Origin of the sequence: Sphingomonas sanguinis (assembly GCF_019297835.1) — a bacterium.
In the GTDB taxonomy this organism is placed as follows: Bacteria; Pseudomonadota; Alphaproteobacteria; order Sphingomonadales; family Sphingomonadaceae; genus Sphingomonas; species Sphingomonas sanguinis_D.
Genome location: NZ_CP079203.1, coordinates 2,204,027 through 2,223,017 on the forward strand (window position 1 = coordinate 2,204,027; position 18,991 = coordinate 2,223,017).

An 18,991-nucleotide genomic window follows, 5' to 3' on the forward strand; every position below is an offset into this window, starting at 1 on the left:
AGGGCCACCCCGAAGGGTGGCCCTGAAGTTGGGGTATCGGATCGGGATCAGAAGCGAACCGTGCCTTCCAGGCCGATGGTGCGCGGCGGGTTGAAGTTGCCGTAATCGCCCAGCGTCGTCGCATTGGCCGCCGAGCGGCGATAGACGAAGCTGTTGTTGAGCAGGTTGCGGCTCCACAGCGACAGGGTCATCTTCGTGCCGCCCTCGGTCAGCGGCAGGTCGGCCAGCGCGATGCGGCCGTTCATCACGAAGGTCTTGTCGGTGCGCGTCGTCTCGTTCTGGAAGCTGTAGGCCGGGTCGGCATAGTTGGCGTCCAGGTGGAAACGGACCTTGGCCTCCGAACCCGCCAGCGGCACCTCATAATCGGCATAGGCCGAGGCGGCGTTGCGCGGCGTATAGACCACGAACACCTGGGTCAGCGCGTTGCCCAGGAACGGGTTCGGCGTCAGCGGCACGTTGGTGTAGGTGTAGGCATAGGACGCGCCGACCGTCATGCCCTCGACCGGGTTGGTCGTGATGTCGGCCTCGACCCCGCGAATCTTGGACGTCCCCGGCGCGTTGCGGGTTTCCTCGGTATGCAGGTTGTAGGTCGGGCTGGCCGGGTTGGTGTCGACATTGTCGAAGTCGATCTGGGTGCCGGTGCGGTCCATGATATAGCCCGCCAGGTTCAGGCGGACGCGGTGCTCGAACAGGTCCATCTTCGACCCGATCTCATAGGACTTGACCGCTTCGGCGCCGAACGAGGCGAAGGTCTGCGACCGGTCGTTGGCACCGCCAGCGCGATAGCCGGTCGAGTATTTCGCATAGAGATGGATCGTGTCGGTCGCGTCGAACGCCGCCGTCACCATCGGATCGAACCGGCTGTTGTCGAAGGTGAAGGGGAAGTTGGTCGACTTGCCCTGCACCAGGTACAGCGTGCCGTTGCGCTTGTCCTTCGTATAGCGGCCACCCAGCGTCAGGTGGAAGGCGTCGAAACCCTCCGGCGTGTAGGTCGCCTGCGCGAAGGCGGCATAGCTATAGGCGCGGGCGAAGCTGCCGCGCTGGAAGAAGAACGAACCCGGCGCCCAGCCCTGGTTGCCCGAACCGATAGTGCCCAGCGCGGTCTGCGACAGGATGGTGTAGCCGGTGCCGTCGCCGTTCCACTGGTTGGTCGACGGAGTCGCCGCCGTCTCACGCGCGTTTTCGGTGAAGTAGAACAGGCCCGCCACGTAATCGAGCTGCGGCAGGCTGCCCACCGCCTGAAATTCCTGGCTGAACTGGTGCTGCTGCATGAAGGACAGGCTGTAGCGGCTGAACTTGCCGTTCGGCAGGAAGACGGTCCGGTGCGCGCCGCCCGAATTGTCCCACTGGTCGGTCGACACGCCGCGCCATGCGGTGATCGAGCGCAGCTCCAGGTTCGGCGCCACGTCGTAGTTCAGCTTGGCCGAGAAGCCATGGGTGCGGTCGACGCTATACTGCTGCGGCACGCCGATATCGGCGGTCTTCATGCGATTGTCGCCCGACACGACGACCAGCGGCGACAGGGGCGCGATGGTGCCGGAGGGCAGCTTGCCGCCATTGGCATTGATCTGCGCGATCGTCGCGACCGGCAGGCCGCGCGGGTTGTAGTTCAGCAACTGGCTGTAGAAGGGCGAGTTCTCGTCCTTCGCCTGATCATAGGACAGCTCGGCCGAGAAACCGTCGACCGGCTTCCAGACGGCGGCGACATGGCCGCCCGCGCGGTTGTACGCGCCCCAGCCCACGCTGCCCGGCAGCGGGTTTTTCACGAACGGGTTCTGGTGCTGGATCACGCCGTCCAGCTTGATCGAGATGTTATTGAACTCGGGCAGGTTGACGTGCGCGGCGGTGTTGTACGCGCCGTAATTGCCGAAGCCCGCGGTCAGCGAGCCGCCGAACTTGCCGGTCGGCTTGGCGGTGACGATCGACAGCGCGCCGCCCTCGGTATTGCGGCCGAACAGCGTGCCCTGCGGACCGCGCAGCACTTCGACGCGCTCGATGTCGAACAGCGCGGCGTTCAGGCCCTGCGAACGGCCCAGATACACGCCGTCGAAATAGACGCCGACGCCGGTGTCCCGCGCGGTCTGGTTCTGGTCGAACGGCACGATGCCGCGAATACCGACGGTCAGCGCCGACTGGCGCGCCTCGAAGGTGGCGACGCGGAGCGACGGCACGGTGCCGTCGGCCAGGTCGAGCAGGCTCTGGACGTGACGGTCCTTCAGCACGGTCGGGTCGATGACCGAGATGGCGATCGGCGTCTTCTGGAGGCTGGTCTCACGCTTGGTCGCGGTGACGACGATGTCCTTCAGCTCACCCGAATCGGTGGCGGGATCGGTCGCTGCGGCGGCGGGTGCCGGATCGGCGGCAGGCTTGGTGTCGGCCGCGAAAGCAGGCGTGGCGGCGAGTGCCAGAAGCGCGGAACCGCCCAGCAGCGCGGCGCGAACGAAATTGGTGTTCATGGTGGTTATTATCCCTATCCCCCGATCGACCTTCCGGTCGTCGCTGGCCGCGCGGATAGGAGCGCTCCAAGAAGCTGGTGTTACCTTTCTATGACCAATGCGGACTTGTTCATTTCATCCTGGTTTCATCTTCACCCGGTTGAGCCGGGGCGGCGGCGTTCGCCGTCCCGCTATGGCGCACCAGCTCCATCTTCTGCGGCAGGGTGCCGATCTCGATTCCCTTGTCCCTGAGCGCGCCGAGCAGCGCGAACAGCACGGCGCTGCGCGTGCCATAGGCGGCACGCGGGCTTTCGACATGCGCGAAGCAATTGAAATGGATTCGTCCGTCGATGATCGAGTCGATGAACGCCTTGGGCGCAGGGTCGGCCAACACCGCCTCCTCGGCGGTGAAACAGTCGAGCACGATGCTGCGCACCATGTCGGCATCGGTCTCGATCGGCACCGAGAACTGGATCTGGATACGCCCCAGCGGCCCGGCCAGCGTCTTGTTGAGCACCGACTTGGTGATGAGCTCGGAGTTGGGGACGATCAGCGTCGAATGGTCGGCCAGCTCGATCTCGGTCGAGCGCACGCTGATCCGCTTCACGTCGCCCTCGTCGGTGCCGACGCGGATCAGGTCGCCGATCTTGATCGGCCGCTCGGCCAGCAGGATCAGGCCGGAGACGAAATTCTGGGTGATCGCCTGAAGACCGAAACCGATACCCACCGACAGGGCGGACAAGAGGAGCGCGATCCGTTCCACCCCGATGCCCAGCGATGCCAGCGCCCAGATGACCGCCAGCGCGATGCCGATATAGCGCGCGACCAGGCTGACCGAGTTGCGCCCCGACCCGTCCAGATCGGTCGCGGGCAGGTAACGCTGCTCCAGCCAGCGCATGAACAGGCGGACCAGCCCCAGCCCGACGAACAGCACCGCCAGCCCGCGCAGGATCGCACCGGGCGAGATCCAGACATTGCCGACCTTGATCCCGTCGGCCACGCTGGCGAGCTGGTCGAAGACCGCGCCCGGATCGCCGCTCGCCCCGAACGGGCGCAGCAATACGCCCAGCACCAGCAGCACCAGCGCCAAGCGGATCATGCCCGACAGGACCAGCCCGAACTGGTCGACCATGCTGCCGCGCACGCCCAGCGCACGGGTCAGGGTGACGCCGACCTTGCTGTCGCGGGTGAAGACCGAGGTGGCGATGTCGTCGGCCGCCACCATCATCAGATAGAGCGCCGAGCCGAGCAGCACCGTCCAGCCGATCATCACCGCGACGAACCAGCTGAACCATATATAGCCGATCAGCAGCGCCAGGCCCGCCACCCCGACCGCGATCCAGGCGATCAGCGTCGCCACGCTCAACCCCGCGCTGACGCCCGCATGGGTCGCTTCTTCGGCCTGCGCGGCACGACGCGCGCGCAACTGGCCCAGCACCACCAGCGTCCCGACGATCAGCAACAGGTGCAGGAGCGCCTCGACCGCCTGGGTGGCGATCACCGCGCTGCGGCTGCTGCCGATCGCGCCCTCGAACGACATCACCGTCGCGGTGACGAAGGTCAGCAGGGTCAGCCCCCAGGACAGGGGCCGCAGGCGGGTGGCGGTTTCGTCGTCCAGCGGCGCGATCCGCCACGAGGGCTGGCTGCGCATCAGGACCGCGCCCGTGACGGCGGCGGTGAACCCCGCCACGCCCGAGGCGAAGACGAAGCCGTCGAGGAAACTGGTCCAGCGCTGCGGCAACAGCCCGGCCCAGCGCAAGCCCTGGACCAGCACGAAGGCGGCGGCCAGCGGGCAGAGCGTGCCCACCGCCACCCGCCAAAAGGTATAGGCCGAGCGCCGCACCCGGCTGGGCGGGGCCTCGGCGATCAGGCGGCGTTGCGCCAGCCGGTGTCCGCCCAGCCGTACCGGGCCGATCAGGATGACCGCCAGGGCAAATCCCAGCAGCGCCTGCCACGGAATGCCGCCGCGCCACTGCGCCGCGATCTGCTCGCCGCCCTGCTTCAGGAACAGACCGACCCGCCGCCAGTCGCGCGGCGCCTGTTCCAGCACGATGCTCCAAAAGGCCGGGCTGAGCGGCGACGGTGTCTTGGAGGACAGCTTCTCGTTGAACTGCGCGGCCTTGCTCTGGTCGATCTCGTCGACCAGCTGCCCCGCCTCGACCCCGGCCAGCCGCCCGCGCTTGATCGCCGCATCCAGCGTCGAGCGCAGCATCGACAGGGCCTTGCGCTGCGCGACCAGTTCGGGCGCTTCCACCTCGCCCGGCGTCGGCGTGCCCAGTCCGGTGATCCGGGCGTTGACCAGCGCCAGCTGCTCGGTCAGGTCGGCCACTGCCTGGTCGGTCGAGTCCTTGGCCCCCTGCGCCCGGTCGCGCAGCTCACGCCGATCGTCGTCGTCGACCTTGGAATCGAGCGCTCGGTCGACCGCGCGTACGTCCGCCTCCGCCTCGGCGATACGGGTGGCGGAGGCCGCCGCCGGATTGCCCTGCGCCGCCACCGGCACACCCATTGCGACCAGCCCGGCCATCATGCAGACCAAGGTGAAGAAGCGCAGGATTTTTGCGCGCACGGGAAAAGCCTGGGACATGGACCGGCTCATAACCCCCCGCCGCCGGTCAGGCGAGAGGCTGGCGGTTCCCGCGTTCCAATCGGTCCGCCCCGGACATTTGCCAGTTGATCCGAAATCGTGTGTATCGGGGACCCCGCACCGGCCGGGATCGTTGACGCCGATCGGACTGTTTCGCGCATGACTGAACTCGCTTCCCTCCACGGGCAGACGCCTTTGCCCGCTCCCCCCAGGGGGCCGCTGCCGCATGATTCGCATGTGCTGGCGGGGATCAACCGCATCCTCCAAGAGGCCCTGCGCGCCTCGACCGAGGAGGAACTGGGGCAGCTTTGCCTGGCGGTGGCCGAGGACCTCACCGGCGCGGCGTTCAGCTTTTTCGGCGAGCGGCGGGACTCGCACGACCGGCTGGACCATATCGCGATCAGCGAGCGCGGCTGGGCCGCCTATGCGGGCGACGATCCCGACTTCAGCCAGCGCCAGTTGCCCAACGGCATGAAGATCCACGGCATTTTCGGCCAAGTGATCCTTCAGGATCGGAGCATGATCGTGAACGACCCCGCCAACCACCCCGACCGGGTGGGCACGCCGGAGGGTCATCCCATGTTGCGCAACTTCCTGGGGGTGCCGCTGCGCCGCGATGGCGAGACCTTCGCGATGTTCGCGCTGGGTAACCACCCGACCGGCTTTACCGAGCGCGAACGCGCGATCGCTGAGGAGCTGGCGCCCGCCATCGTCCAGGCGCTGCTGCGCAAACGGGCCGAGGTCGCCTCGCGCGCCAGCCAGCGGCGACTGCTGAGCCTGATCGAGGGTATTCCGCAGCTGGTCTGGACCGCGACGCGCGACGGCCAATGGACCTGGACCAGCCCGCAATGGGTGGCGATGACCGGGCTGAGCGTCGAAGAGAGCCTGGGCCATGGCTGGCTGGCCGCCGTCCATCCCGACGACCGCGACGCCGCGCGACGCTTTTGGGAGGGCGCGGGCGAGCGTGGCAATCTGGCGATGGAGGGGCGGCTGCGCCACGGCCAGACCGGCCGCTATCGCTGGTTCAAGACGCGTGCGACCCCGGTGCGCGACGATCACGGCACTATCGTCGAATGGTTCGGCACCTCGACCGATATCGACACACTGCGCCGCCTGCGCGAGCGGCAGGAGACGCTGGTCGCCGAGTTGCAGCACCGGGTCCGCAACATCCTGACCATCGTCCGTTCGATCTTCACCCGCACGGTCGAGAGCGGCGGGCCGATCGACGAGATTGCGGATCATTTCCGCGGACGACTCGATTCGCTGGCGCGCACCCAGGTGGTCGCGACCCAGACGCGCTCGGGTCGGGTCGACCTGGAAAATCTCATCCGCGACGAGCTTCTGGGCGTGGGCGCGATCGAGGATGACCGGCTGTCGATCGAAGGGCCGGACGTGTCTTTACCCGCCGATACGGCGGAAACCATGGGGCTGGCGATCCATGAGCTGACCACCAACGCCCTCAAATACGGAGCCCTGCGCCACCCCGCCGGACGGCTGTCGATTGCCTGGGCGATTGAACTTAAATCAAACAGCAAATGCGAACTGATTGTAAAATGGGATGAAACGGGTGTACCAGCAATGGCGGTACCGCCTGCTCGTCAGGGATTCGGGACCGAACTGATCCGTGAAGCCCTGCCTTACGGGCTGGGCGCGCGGACCAGACTGGAATTTCGCGGTGGCGGCGTCCTGTGCGTGATAACGCTACCATTGACCGCAGACGATGCCGACGCGCTGAACCGGAGCACCGAGGGATGAATCGCCGATCGCCGCTGGCCGACAAGCGTATTCTCGTGGTCGAGGACGAGTATTTCATCGCCCGCGACCTGGAGCGCGCGCTGAGTGCCGCCGATGCGATCGTGGTCGGCCCCGTCGCCACGCTGCAACAGGGCCTCGACCTGGCCGAGAACCAGCCGCTCGACGCCGCCGTGCTCGACGTCAATCTGGCGGGGGAACGCGCCTTCGAGATCGCCGACCGCCTGTCGGCGCGCGACGTGCCCTGGACCTTCCTGACCGGCTATGACGAATGGGCGCTGCCCGCCCCCTATCGATCGGCGTCGATCGTCGCCAAGCCGTTCCAGCCCGATCGTATCATCCGCGCGATCGGCGCCCTGATACCCGACAAAGGATGCGCATGACTTCTTTTAACGCCGCCCTGTCGCCCTCTTCCGCCTCGACCGCCGCGTCGGAGGGGATCGCCGCCGCCGCCATCCGCCGGCTGACCGCGCTGACTCCGCTGGCCGACACGGACATGGCGCTGCTCGACACCGCCGCCGACCGCGCGCTCACCTATCCGCTGCGCCACACCTTCCAGACGATCGGTCGCCCGATGGCCGACCCGCTGTTGCTGCTGCAGGGATGGGCCGCGCGGGTGCGCATCCTGCCCGACGGGCGGCGGCAGTTCATGAGCTTTTATCTGCCCGGCGACATCATCGGCTCGGCGCAACATGCGCGGCCGATCGCACCGGCGACCGTCGTGGCCATCACCGAATGCGTCGCCTGCCCCGCCCCCGCCGCCCCGGCCGGATCGGGCCTCACCCAGGCCTATGCAGTCGGCGAGGCGCTGGACGAGGCCTATCTGCTGGGTCATGTCGTCCAGCTCGGCCGGTTGAACGCGCAGGAGCGGATCAGCGACTTCCTGCTCGAAATCTATGAGCGGCTGTCGCTCGCCGGGCTGACCGTGGGCGGCAGTTTCGAGATGCCGCTGACCCAGGAAATGCTGGCCGACGCGCTCGGCCTGACCCCGGTCCATGTCAACCGTATGATCCAGCAGGCGCGACGCGACGGCGACCTGATGTGGAAATCGGGCCGCGTGCTGCTGCGCGATCCCGAGCGCACCGCACGTGCCATCGGCCGGCTCAGCCCGCAGGTGACGGGCACCCAGACCATGCCGCAGGCCAAGGCGGACTGATCCCTGAAAATTCCTCCCCTGCAAGGGGAGGGGGACCATGCGCAGCATGGTGGAGGGGTGTCCCCGCTATCGAGAAGGTGACACCCCTCCGTCAGGCCTACGGCCTGCCACCTCCCCTTAAAGGGGAGGAACATTCACATGGTTTAACCGAATACTCATCAATCTCGCATCATTCTGATGGATTTTTGACCCCCTCGGCGCGTTTCACACAGACGTCATCAATTTTACGCCAAGCTGACACCGACCGCTCCTAACGCCCCCGCCGAACCGGCAAGACAGCCGAGGGGGAATCAAGAACATGCTGACGTTTCGCAGCCTGCTGAAGGCATCGGTTTCGCTCATTCTCACGGCCGGGCCGCTGTCCGTCCAGGCGCAGGAAACGGCCACCCCGCCGCAGACCGCGCAGGCGAGCGACGCAGGGACCGAGGGCGAGGATATCGTCGTCAACGGCACCTATGCGCGCAGCCTGGCCGCCGGGATCGAGACCAAGCGCCGTGCCGCCTATGGCGTCGATTCGATCAGCTCGACCGATATCGGCAAGTTCCCGACCCAGAACGTCGCCGAGGCATTGCAGCTCGTCCCCGGCGTGGCGATCACCCGCCCGCGCGGCGAAGGCCTGTATGTCAGCGTCCGTGGCCTGGGGCCGCAGTTCCAGAACACGCTGATGAACGGCCGCACCGTCGCGCTGAACGACCTGATCGAAAATGGCGGTGCCGCCGGGCGTCAGTTCCGCTTCGAGATGCTCCCTGCGGAATTCACCTCCAGCATCGACGTGGTGAAGACGCCGACCGCCGACATGAGCGAGGGTGCGCTGGGCGGCAATATCGACGTGAAGACCTTCCGCCCGCTGGAGGTCGGCAACAAGACGACCGTCAATATCCGCGGCACCTACACCACCATGACCAAGGAGGTCCGCCCCAACGTCACCGTGCTGACCAGCGCGAAGAATGGCGACGGTACCTTCGGTATCCTCGCGGGCGCGCAATATTGGGGCAAGACGGTCCGCAACGACCGCTTCATGAATTTCGGCTGGCTGACCGACCGCTATACGGCGGCCAACAAGGGCGGCATCCCCGCCGGTCTCTACTCGCCGACCCGCACCCGCCCCACCGTCGAGACCGAGGATCGCAAGCGCATCTCCGGCATCGTCTCGGCCCAGTGGGAGCCGACGCCAGAGCTTCAGACGACGCTGGACCTGATCGCGACGCGGCTCGACGTGGCCTATGACGAGTTCGGCCTGGACATCTATCCCGATGACGGCGGCACGGCGGGCGGGCCCCCGGCGCAGATCCAGCCGGGCTATACCGTCGTCGGTGACACCATCACCAAGGCGACGATCAACAATGTCCGCTTCATGGGCACGCGCGAATACAGCCTCAACCGCCACGACCTGCTGACCGTCGGGCTGAAGCAGACGTGGAACCCCGATCGCTGGCACGTCACCGCCAGCGTCAACTGGTCGGCGGCGCACAGCTATCACCCCGATTACCGCACCGGTACGGTCCGCAGCCGAGCCTATTTCGTCGCACCGCTGACCTATGACGCCAGCGGCGGCTATCAGACGATGCCGACCTTCACGACGCCGGTCGATGTCACCAACCCGGCCAATTACAAGCTGTTCCAGTTCAACATCGCGCCCAAGGACAGCAAGGACTGGGACTTCTATTCGCGCCTCGACGTCGGTCATGATTTCGACGGTTTCCTGTCGAAGCTGCAGGCGGGCGGCGAATATCATTGGCGCAAGCGCGACTATTTCCGCCGCGATTACCTGATCGACACCGCGACCAACCAGCCGCTGACCAATCTGGGCGCGGGCGCCTATCAGCAGATTCCCTATGACGACTTCCTGTCGGGCGTCAGCGGCAACGGCTTCCGCAACTGGCTGGTGCCCGTCACCCAGGCCTATGTCGGCAATTTCTTCACGCCCGCGATCCAGGCGCAGCCGATCACCAATGGCGATCGCCGCTCGTCCTTCGTCGTGTCGGAAAAGATCGCCGCCGCATACCTGCGCGCCGATTACCAGTTCGATGCGGGTCAGGTGCCCGTCACTGGCAATCTGGGCGTCCGCTATGTCCACACCGATCAGGTGGCGAGCGGTACGCTGACCAGCGGCAACACCGCCACCCCGGTCAGCTATCCGAAGACGTTCAACAACGTCCTGCCCAGCTTCAACCTGCGCGCCGACCTGTCGCCGAAGCTGGTCGGTCGCCTGGCCGCCAGCCGGGTGCTGACCCGTCCCAACGTCACCGACACCGCGCCGCGCATCACCGTGTCGACCGACGCGCCGACCGCCAGCGGCGGCAACCCGCAGCTGGTGCCGTTCCTCGCCACCCAGTTTGACGGGTCGCTGGAATGGTATTTCGCCCCCTCGGGCATGCTGTCGGGTGCGGTCTTCTACAAGGCGATGGACGATTACATCACCCAGTCGAATACCGAGATCAACATTCCGGGTCGCGGCACCGTGCGCCTGACCACCTCGGTCAATGGTGGCGATGCCAAGGTGTACGGTGCGGAGGCGGCCTATAGCCAGGTCTTCACCTTCCTGCCCGCGCCGTTCGACGGCTTCGGCGTGCAGGGCTCCTACACCCATACCGAGGTGAAGGCCGACTATACGGCGGGGTCGCGCACCATCAAGGACCAGCTGATCGGCCTGTCGAAGAACAGCTTCAACCTGGTCGGCTTCTACGACAAGGGGCCGCTGTCCGCCCGCCTCTCCTATGTCTGGCGCGACAAATATCTGTCGAGCACGGGCAGCACGGTGCAGGCGCCGACCTATGTCGCGGCCTTCGGTTCGCTCGACGGCCAGCTGTCGGTGCGCGCCGCCGACAATCTGACGCTCAGCCTGGAGGCGATCAACATCGCGGGCGCGCATCAGGACACCTATAACGACAATGACCTGCGCTTCGGCGAGATCAACTATTACGGCCGGACGATCCTGTTCGGCGTACGGGCGGAGTTCTGATGAAGGCTTTCCTCACTCTGGCGGCGGTCCTCGCGACCGCCGCCGCCCCGGCGCCGCAAAAGCCGCTTCGGATGAACGACATCCAGGTCGTCGGTTCGCACAACAGCTACAAGAAGCGGATCGCGCCTGCCGTCTTTGCCGAACTGGAACGGCGCGATCCAAAGCTCGCCGCCGCGCTGGATTACGATCATCTGACGCTGGCGCAGCAGCTGGATCGCGGCGTGCGCCAGCTGGAGATCGACATTTTCGCCGACCCGCAAGGCGGGCGTTTCGCGCATCCCAAGGGTGAGGCGATGGCGAAGGCGGCGGGCGAACAGACCGGCTTCGACGAGGCCGCGATGATGAAGCCGGGCTTCAAGGTCTTCCACATCCCGGAGGTCGATTATCGCTCCTGCGGGACGTTCAAGCAGTGCATCGGCCAGATCGACGCCTGGTCGCGCGCGCATCCGCGCCATCTGCCGATCATGGTGACGATCAATGCCGCCGACCGGCCGATCAACAAGCCCGGCGTCACCGATCCGCTGCCGCTGACCGCGCCGCTGCTCGACGCGCTGGATGGTGAGATTCGCGACGTGCTGAAGCCGAACCGGATCATCACGCCCGACGATGTGCGCGGGAATGCGCCGACGCTGCGTGAGGCGGTCACCACCAGGGGTTGGCCGACGCTGGAGAGAGCGCGCGGCAAAATCTATTTCGTGCTGGATACGCCTGCAGACGTGTCCGACCGTTACCGCGCCGGGCATCCCTCGCTCAAAGGTCGCCCGATCTTTGGCTGGTACGACACCGACCAGCCCGAGGCCTCGGTTGAGATCGTCGGCGATCCGCGCACCGACGGCGCGAAGATTCGCGAGTGGGTGAAACAGGGCTTCATCGTCCGCACCCGCAGCGACGCCGACACGAAGGAAGCGCGCGAGAACGACCATGCTCGCGCAAAAGCCGCTATCGATAGCGGTGCGCAGGCCGTGTCGACCGACTATTATCCCGGTGCACCGACGCGGGGGTGGAATCGCGGCTTCACCGTGACCCTGCCCGGCGGGGTGATGGAACGCTGCAACCCGGTAACGCAGCCGGTGGGGTGCAGGTTGCCGAAGTAATGACTCTCCTCCCCTGCAAGGGGAGGTGGCAGGCGCAGCCTGACGGAGGGGTGTCCCGCCCTCGATAGGGTGACACCCCTCCACCATCCTTCGGATGGTCCCCCTCCCCTTGCAGGGGAGGAAAGGTGGAGGGCCGCTGACGCCCTTTTCATGTCCGGGCAAGCCGGGGTTCAGCCTGCCCACGGCATATTATCCTCCGAAGAAGCCTGCGCCCAAACCGTTGGCGGCAGGCGGTAACGGAGAGCGAGGCATGGCGCGGATCGCTTCCTGGCTGCTACTGACATCGGCGCTGATGGCCCCGGTTCCGGCCTCTGCCGCCGACACCGCGCGTGATGCGGCCTGGGCCGAACGGCTGGGCTGGGGACCGTCCGCTGCGTCCGATACCGGCCCCGCACCGGGCAGCGACGCATGGCTGCGCCATCAGCTCGACGACCGGCTCGATCCCCTGCCCCCGGCGGTGCAGGCGCAGATCGATGCGATGCGCATCTCGAAGGAACGCGTCGCCGCGCTGGTGGTCGAGACCGACGCGATGCAGCGCGACCTGAAGGCGATCACCGACCCCGATCAGAAAAAGGCCGCGCGCGAAGCCTATCAGAAGGCGATGAACGGTCTGGCCGACGAGGCGCGGCAACGCTTCGTCCTGCGCGCGCTCTATTCGCCCGATCAGCTGCGCGAGCGGATGACCTGGTTCTGGTTCAACCATTTCAATGTCCAGGCGGGCAAGCGCGACATCCGCGCGATGGTCGGCGATTATGAAGAGACGATCCGCGCCCATGCGCTGGGCCGGTATCGCGACCTGCTGGAGGCGACGCTGCGCCACCCGGCGATGCTGCGCTATCTGGACAACGACCAGAACGCCAAAGGCAAGATCAACGAGAATTATGCGCGCGAGATCATGGAGCTGCACTCCATGGGCGTCAGCTCCGGCTACAGCCAGCAGGACGTGCAGGAGCTGGCGCGCATCCTGACCGGCGTCGGCGTCGACCAGAAACCCGATGCGCCGAAACTGAAGCCCGCGCTTCAGCCGCTCTACATCCGGGCGGGATTGTTCGAGTTCAATCCGGCCCGCCACGATTTCGGCACCAAGCATTTCCTGGGTCACACCATCCAAGGCTCGGGCTTCGGCGAGGTCGAGCAGGCGCTGGACCTGATCGCGGAGAGTCCTGCGACCGCGCATCATGTCTCGCTGAAGCTGGCGACCTATTTCATGGGCGACCATCCGCCGCCCGTACTGGTCGACCGGATGGCGGCGACGTTCCGCAAGACGCATGGTGCCATCGCCGAGGTGCTGAAGACCATGATCCGCTCGCGCGAGTTTTCGGGGTCGCTCGGCAGCGGGTTCAAGGACCCGGTCGGCTACACGCTCTCGGCGGTGCGGCTGGCCTATGGCGACCGCGCGATCACCAACCCGCAGCCGGTGGTCGGCTGGATCCGCCAGATGGGCGAAGGGCTGTACGATCACGAAACGCCCGACGGTTACGACTTGGCGAGCGCCGCCTGGTCCGCGCCGGGGCAGATGGCGACGCGGTTCGATATCGCGCGGCAGCTGGGGAACGGCGCGGCGCGGCTGTTCCAACCCGCCGACGCCGCACCGGGCACCCCGCCCCCGCCCGCCCCCGTGCCCATGCTGAAGGATTCGCCCATCCTCGCCGCGCGCATGCCGACGCTGGGCAAACCGACGCTGACCGCGCTGGGCCAGGCGCGCTCCCCGGCGGAGTGGAATGCGCTCTATTTCTCGTCACCCGAATTCATGCACCGATAGGAGGATCGCATGAGGATTCCCCATATGCACCGCCGCGACCTGTTGCTGGGCGCCGCCGCCATGGCCCCCATGGTGATGGCAGGCCGCGCCTTTGCCGCACCGCAGGCAGGCAGCCGGTTGCTCGTCGTGTTCCTGCGCGGTGCCTATGACGCGGTGAACATCGTCGTGCCCAGCGGCAGCGACTTCTACCACCAGTCGCGCCCGACCATCGCACTGCCCAAGCCCGATCCGGCCAATCCTAACGCGCCGCTGCCGCTCGACGCCGACTGGGCGCTGCACCCCGCGCTGAAGGACTCCATCCTGCCCCTCTGGCAAGCGAAACAGATCGCCTTCGTGCCGTTCGCGGGCACCGACGATATGAGCCGCAGCCATTTCGAGACGCAGGACACGATCGAGCTGGGCCAGCCGGTCGGCGGGCATCGCGATTACGGCTCGGGCTTCATGGCGCGACTGGCGGGCATATTGGGCACCGGCGACAAGCCGATCGCCTTTACTGACCAGTTGCCGCTGTGTTTCCGGGGCGGCGACGACCCGATCCCCAATCTCGCGCTCGCCAATGTCGGCAAGCCGATCGACCAGCGTCAGGCCGCGCTGATCCAGAGCATGTATGCCGGGCACCCGGAGCTGGCCCGCTCGGTCAGCGAGGGCTTTACCGTGCGCGACACCGTCTACAAGACGCTGGATCAGGAGATGAAGGCCGCCAGCCGGGGGGCCGTCTCCGCCAAGGGCTTCGCCCTGTCGGCGCAGCGGATCGGCACGCTGATGCGCGACCGGTTCAACCTGGCGTTCGTCGATGTCGGCGGCTGGGACACCCATGTCAATCAGGGTGGCGCGACCGGATACTTGGCCGACCGGATCGGCGATCTGGGACGGGGCCTCGCCAGCTTTGCGCAGGCGATCGGGCCGGATGCATGGCGCAGCACGACGGTCGTCGTCGTGTCGGAGTTCGGCCGCACCTTCCGCGAAAATGGCGACCGGGGCACCGATCACGGCCATGGCAGCATCTATTGGGTGATGGGCGGCGGCGTCTCGGGCGGACGCATGGCGGGCGAACAGGTCGCCCTGTCCGCCGCCACGCTCAACCAGAATCGCGATCTGCCGGTGCTGACCGATTACCGCACGCTGATCGGCGGGCTGGTCCAGCGGCAGTTCGGGCTGTCAGGCGACCGCCTCGCGTCGCTGTTTCCCGACACGCGCCCGGTCGATCTGAAACTCGTCTGACTCGAGCGTCTCGACCCCGGCCCGCGCGCGGATATCGTCGAGCACGTCGTCCAGCGTCAGTCCGGCGAGTTTTTCCTCCAGCGCCTCCCTCACCGGGGTCAGGATCGACTCCAGGCTCGAGGTGATATGCCGGTCGATCATGCCCTCGCCCTCGGGCGGCTGGCGGTGGAAGGCGAAGAAGTTCCGGTCCTCGACCGCCTGGTATACATCGACCAGCCTGATGCCGGACGATGGCTTGGCGAGCATGGCGCCACCGCGATTGCCCAGTTGCGAGCGGGTCAGCCCCGCCGCCGCCAGCCGCAGCAGCAGCGCGCGCACCACGGCGGCGTTGGAATTGACGCTGACCGCGATATCCTCGGAGCGCAGCGGCGTGTCGCCATGCTCCGCCATCAACGCGAGCATATGCAGCGAGACGACAAAACGAGTACTGGTCGGCAAGAAACTGCGCTCCCTTATCCATTTGGGCCGCATCATCGACCGTTCGGGCAACGACACGGAGACCTTATCAGGATCGGACCATGGCGGCCTTTTCCGCTATAATCCATGTTATATTTATACCCATATACTACGTTAACGCGCCAGTCATGCGTCGTATCCAAGTCTCCGGCATCAGGATCGGGGGATAAGCGGATGCAGCGGGTCGGGATGGGCTGGGTGGTGCTGGCCACGGCGTTGCTGGCGACTTCGGGCTGTACGATCGCGCGGTTGCAGGGGTTCGATGCGCTCGCCAGCGATCCAAATATGGAAGCGCTGCCGATCAATGGGCTACCGTGGAGCGACGAGGGCGACTTCCGGCTGGGTGCCGCGATCGGCCATGTCGCCTGGCAATCGGGCAGCGCGGCGCAGGGCTGGGGTCCGGAAGGAGACGCCCCCACCGAGCAAGTGCGGGTGGGTCAGGTGGCGCGGTTCGGGCTGGGCGCCTTCTCGCTCGACGGCGGGGCGGTGTCGGGGCGTCTGGAGGGGCGTTGCCGCTTTGGTCGGACCGAGGAACGGACGCATTTGTTCGGCATCGACATGGCGATGGCCAGACGACCGCTGCGGCTGCAATGCGCCTATCGGCTGGACGGGCGCGATGCGGGGACGCTGACGCTGGCCGCGCAACCGCCCGTGGACGGGATTGCCGAGCCGCGCATCGGTATGATCCGCTTCGACGGTTACGATCTGGAACTCCGCTCCGACCATGGGGTCGAGGGCGCGCGCGGCCAGACCGGCAGTCCGATGGGCTATCGCCTGGCCATAGCCGATGGACGGCTGGCGGGGCTGGTCGAGACCAATGGCTGGCGCGGCCGCCGCCTGCTGCTGACCCGCGATCCCGCCTTGCGCCCGGCCGCGATCGCCGCCGCGCTCAGCCTCGCGCTGTTCCGCGATCCCGGCGACACCGACTGACCGCGATCAGCGCGCGGCGTTGGGCAGGCGAATCTCGAACAGTTCGGGCCAGTTCTTGCCGGTCACGAAGATGCGGTGCTTCGCCCGGTCATAGGCAATGCCGTTGGGGACGGAGTCCCGATCGGTCAGCCCCTCGCGCGCGACCAGATCGCCCAGGTCGACCACCCCCGCGACCACGCCCGTCGCCGGGTCGATCCGCACGATATAGGGCGTCATCCAGACATTGGCCCAGATTTGCCCGTCGATATATTCCAGCTCGTTCAGATATTTGAGCGGCCGGCCATTGACCGTCACGTCCAGCGTGCGGACGACCTTCATCGTCGCGGGGTCCAGGAAGCGCAGGCGCGGCGTGCCGTCCGACAGGATGATGTGATGCCCGTCATCGGTCATCGCCCAGCCTTCGCCGTCATAGCGCCACTCACCCAGCTTCTTGAGCGCCGGGCGGCTCCAGCGAAACCCGCGTCCGCCATGCCAAGTGACGCTGCGCAGCTCCGGCCCCCAGGCGACGATCCCCTCGCCGAACAGGCCATCGGGCACGGTCGCGCGGCGCAGCTTCTTGCCGGTCGCCAGATCGACTTGGCGGATGAAGCTCTCCCCCTCACGCCCCGTGCTTTCGTACAGACTGCCGTCGGCGATCAGCAGCCCTTCGGTAAAGGCGGTGGGGTCGTGCGGATAAGCCTTGACCAAGCCCGGCTTTTCGATCGGCGGCGGGGTCGGTGCGGGCGGCACCGCCTGTTGCGCGGCGGCGGGCAGAGCCAGCGTGAAGGCCAGTGATAGGAGGGCGCGGATCATAGCGTGCGCACCAGCCGCGCCACCCGCGCGATCCAGGCGGGCGCGGCGATCGTCACCCCCGCCGCGCCCGGCTCCAGCGGCAACAGGTGCAGCGCGTCCGGCATCACGCCCGCCAGCCGGGCAAAGACATAGCCACCGGCGGCGCGGGGCACGAGGATATCGCGATTCATGGCATCGGCGAACCTATCGGGACCCAGCGGCTCACACCAGAGCTCATCGCCCGCACGGTAGTCGCCCACCGCACCGCTGACCGTCACCGCCAGCATCCCCGGCGTCGCGCAGGGCGGCGACACCGAACGCGCGCTGCGCGGCGCCACCGCCCCGCGCGGGCCGAGCAGCGCCGCGACCGGCAGGGTCTCGCGGATCGGCAGTGTCACCAGATCGGCGGGTGTGCAACCCAAAGCGGCGGCGATCCGGTTCAGCCAGGGCAGCGACACGGTGCGCGTCCCCATCTCCAGGCGCCCGATCGTCTGCGGCGTGGTGGGGGGAGAGCAGGCGCGGGCGACATCGTCCAGGGTCATCCCCTTGGCCCGGCGCACCTCGCGGATCGCGGTAATCATCCCCTTCTTCCCCTCCCGTCCTTCCGGCCGTCTGCCCTGCCCGCCTCTCTGGCGAAGCGGGTCCGGCTGGGCTAAGCGCCACAGCCTGTCTTGCCGGAGTTATCGCCATGCGGTTCGCGATCGTCAAATGTCATGGATCGGGCAACGATTTCCCGATGATCGATGCGCGTGACCTTTCGCTGGGCGAGGCCGAATGGGCGGGCGTCGCGCGGGCGCTGGCCGACCGGCGCGGGCCGGTGGGCGGCGACGGCCTGTTGCTGCTGGTCCCCGGCGACGCGCGCGCGGCGTTCGGCATGGTGATGCGCAACAGCGACGGCAGCGAGGCGGAAACCTGCCTCAACGGCGTGCGCTGCGTCGCGCGCGCGGGGTTCGAGGCGCTGGGGATCGAGGAGGCCACCGTCCGGTTGAAGACCTCGCACGCCGATGCGGTGCATGACGCGGATTTGGCGCCCGGCGTCTATACGGTGCGCGAAACCGCCGGTCCCGCCGGCCTGTCCACCGCCGCCTGGCCGATCCACGGCGCCCCCGAGCGGCTGGTCGAGGCGGTGCTGCCGATGCTCGACGCCGACAAGCGCTTTACCGCCGTCACCATGCCCAATCCGCACCTCGTCCATTTCGTCGAGGCCGTGGACGAAGCCGAACTCGTCCGGCTGGGCGAAATCTGCGAGGCCGCACCCGACTGGCTGCCCCACCGCGCCAACGTGTCTTTCGTCGAGGTGCGCGGGGAGTCGCTGTTCGTCCGTACCTTCGAGCGCGGGGTCGGACTGACCGACAGTTGCGGCAGCGCGATGGCGGCGTCGACCTATGCGGCCTGCCTGACGGGGCGAATCGCCTGGGACAGACCGACAGTGGTGTTCAACCGCGGCGGCCTGGTCCGTGCCTTTGCGGGGCAGGACGGGATGGTCACGCTGTCGGGCAATGCGACCTACGAATGGGCGGGTTCGGTAGAGGTCGACCTGACGACCGAAACGGCGAGCGATCTGGTGGTGGAACGGCACTTCCCCGACGAGATCGCCGCCTGGGATGCCGCCAAGCGGGGGTGATCCTGTCGTCTGCGGCGAGGGGTGGAACGTGCGCTTCGATTTCGCTCAGCGTGAACGGAGGTGGAGTTGTACGGCTCCCCAACCTGCCCTCCGCGCAAACCGAGCGAGGAAGCGGCCACCCGCCTCATCACCCCAAACCCCGTTCAGCCTGAGCGAAGTCGAAGGCCACGGGACTAACCTAGCCGCAAGCGCCGGGCGTGCACTTCGACTTCGCTCAGTGCGAACGGAGGTGGGGACTAAGAAC

At 67.1% G+C, this 18,991-nt stretch carries 14 protein-coding genes; 9 read left to right on the forward strand and 5 right to left on the reverse strand.

Annotation, left to right across the window (positions count from 1 at the left end; genetic code table 11):
* Positions 1-47: 47 nt before the first annotated feature.
* Both KV697_RS10180 and KV697_RS10185 read right to left on the reverse strand, forming a co-directional pair.
* Positions 48-2,456 (reverse strand): TonB-dependent receptor, encoded by a 2,409-nt coding sequence (locus KV697_RS10180; RefSeq protein WP_219018086.1) that lies wholly within the window; start codon positions 2,454-2,456, stop codon positions 48-50.
* 109 nt (positions 2,457-2,565) lie between these two features.
* A complete protein-coding gene (locus tag KV697_RS10185; RefSeq protein WP_306822630.1) occupies positions 2,566-5,019 on the reverse strand; it encodes a DUF3772 domain-containing protein in 2,454 nt (817 codons plus the stop codon).
* A gap of 159 nt (positions 5,020-5,178) precedes the next feature.
* Between KV697_RS10185 and KV697_RS10190 the strand changes: the two genes are divergently transcribed.
* The 7 genes from KV697_RS10190 (at position 5,179) to KV697_RS10220 (ending at position 14,966) form a co-directional block, all read left to right on the forward strand.
* Complete coding sequence (locus KV697_RS10190) at positions 5,179-6,774, forward strand: sensor histidine kinase (protein WP_219018087.1); 1,596 nt, start codon at positions 5,179-5,181, stop codon at positions 6,772-6,774.
* Positions 6,771-7,154: a response regulator gene (locus tag KV697_RS10195; RefSeq protein ID WP_219018088.1), complete on the forward strand. Its 384-nt coding sequence runs from the start codon at positions 6,771-6,773 to the stop codon at positions 7,152-7,154. The genes KV697_RS10190 and KV697_RS10195 overlap by 4 nt, the downstream gene beginning before the upstream one ends.
* Positions 7,151-7,927 (forward strand): Crp/Fnr family transcriptional regulator, encoded by a 777-nt coding sequence (locus tag KV697_RS10200; RefSeq protein ID WP_219018089.1) that lies wholly within the window; start codon positions 7,151-7,153, stop codon positions 7,925-7,927. The genes KV697_RS10195 and KV697_RS10200 overlap by 4 nt, the downstream gene beginning before the upstream one ends.
* A gap of 298 nt (positions 7,928-8,225) precedes the next feature.
* On the forward strand, positions 8,226-10,889 hold the full coding sequence (locus KV697_RS10205; protein ID WP_219018090.1) for a TonB-dependent receptor: 2,664 nt from the start codon (positions 8,226-8,228) through the stop codon (positions 10,887-10,889).
* Positions 10,889-11,983, forward strand: a complete 1,095-nt coding sequence (locus KV697_RS10210) for a phosphatidylinositol-specific phospholipase C1-like protein (protein WP_257575246.1) — start codon at positions 10,889-10,891, stop codon at positions 11,981-11,983. The genes KV697_RS10205 and KV697_RS10210 overlap by 1 nt, the downstream gene beginning before the upstream one ends.
* Positions 11,984-12,233: 250 nt before the next feature.
* Positions 12,234-13,745: a DUF1800 domain-containing protein gene (locus tag KV697_RS10215; protein WP_219018091.1), complete on the forward strand. Its 1,512-nt coding sequence runs from the start codon at positions 12,234-12,236 to the stop codon at positions 13,743-13,745.
* A gap of 9 nt (positions 13,746-13,754) precedes the next feature.
* Positions 13,755-14,966, forward strand: coding sequence for a DUF1501 domain-containing protein (locus KV697_RS10220; RefSeq protein WP_257575247.1), 1,212 nt, complete (start codon positions 13,755-13,757; stop codon positions 14,964-14,966).
* On the opposite strand, the gene KV697_RS10225 is transcribed toward KV697_RS10220, so the two are convergent.
* On the reverse strand, positions 14,904-15,404 hold the full coding sequence (locus KV697_RS10225; protein WP_219018092.1) for an Rrf2 family transcriptional regulator: 501 nt from the start codon (positions 15,402-15,404) through the stop codon (positions 14,904-14,906). The two genes, KV697_RS10220 and KV697_RS10225, sit on opposite strands and share 63 nt — an antisense overlap.
* Before the next feature lie 192 nt (positions 15,405-15,596).
* Here KV697_RS10225 and KV697_RS10230 point away from each other — a divergent pair, with 192 nt between their 5' ends.
* Positions 15,597-16,352 carry a hypothetical protein gene (locus KV697_RS10230; protein ID WP_219018093.1) on the forward strand — a complete coding sequence of 252 codons (756 nt, stop codon included), beginning with the start codon at positions 15,597-15,599 and terminating at the stop codon, positions 16,350-16,352.
* Between the two features lie 6 nt (positions 16,353-16,358).
* Here the strand turns inward: KV697_RS10230 and KV697_RS10235 are convergent, their stop codons facing one another.
* Together KV697_RS10235 and KV697_RS10240 are read right to left on the reverse strand one after the other, a co-directional pair.
* Complete coding sequence (locus KV697_RS10235) at positions 16,359-17,144, reverse strand: glutaminyl-peptide cyclotransferase (RefSeq protein ID WP_219018094.1); 786 nt, start codon at positions 17,142-17,144, stop codon at positions 16,359-16,361.
* On the reverse strand, positions 17,141-17,704 hold the full coding sequence (locus KV697_RS10240; protein ID WP_219018095.1) for a helix-turn-helix domain-containing protein: 564 nt from the start codon (positions 17,702-17,704) through the stop codon (positions 17,141-17,143). The genes KV697_RS10235 and KV697_RS10240 overlap by 4 nt, the downstream gene beginning before the upstream one ends.
* 107 nt (positions 17,705-17,811) lie before the next feature.
* Between KV697_RS10240 and dapF the strand changes: the two genes are divergently transcribed.
* A complete protein-coding gene (gene dapF, locus KV697_RS10245) occupies positions 17,812-18,747 on the forward strand; it encodes a diaminopimelate epimerase (protein ID WP_219018096.1) in 936 nt (311 codons plus the stop codon).
* Positions 18,748-18,991 lie beyond the last annotated feature (244 nt).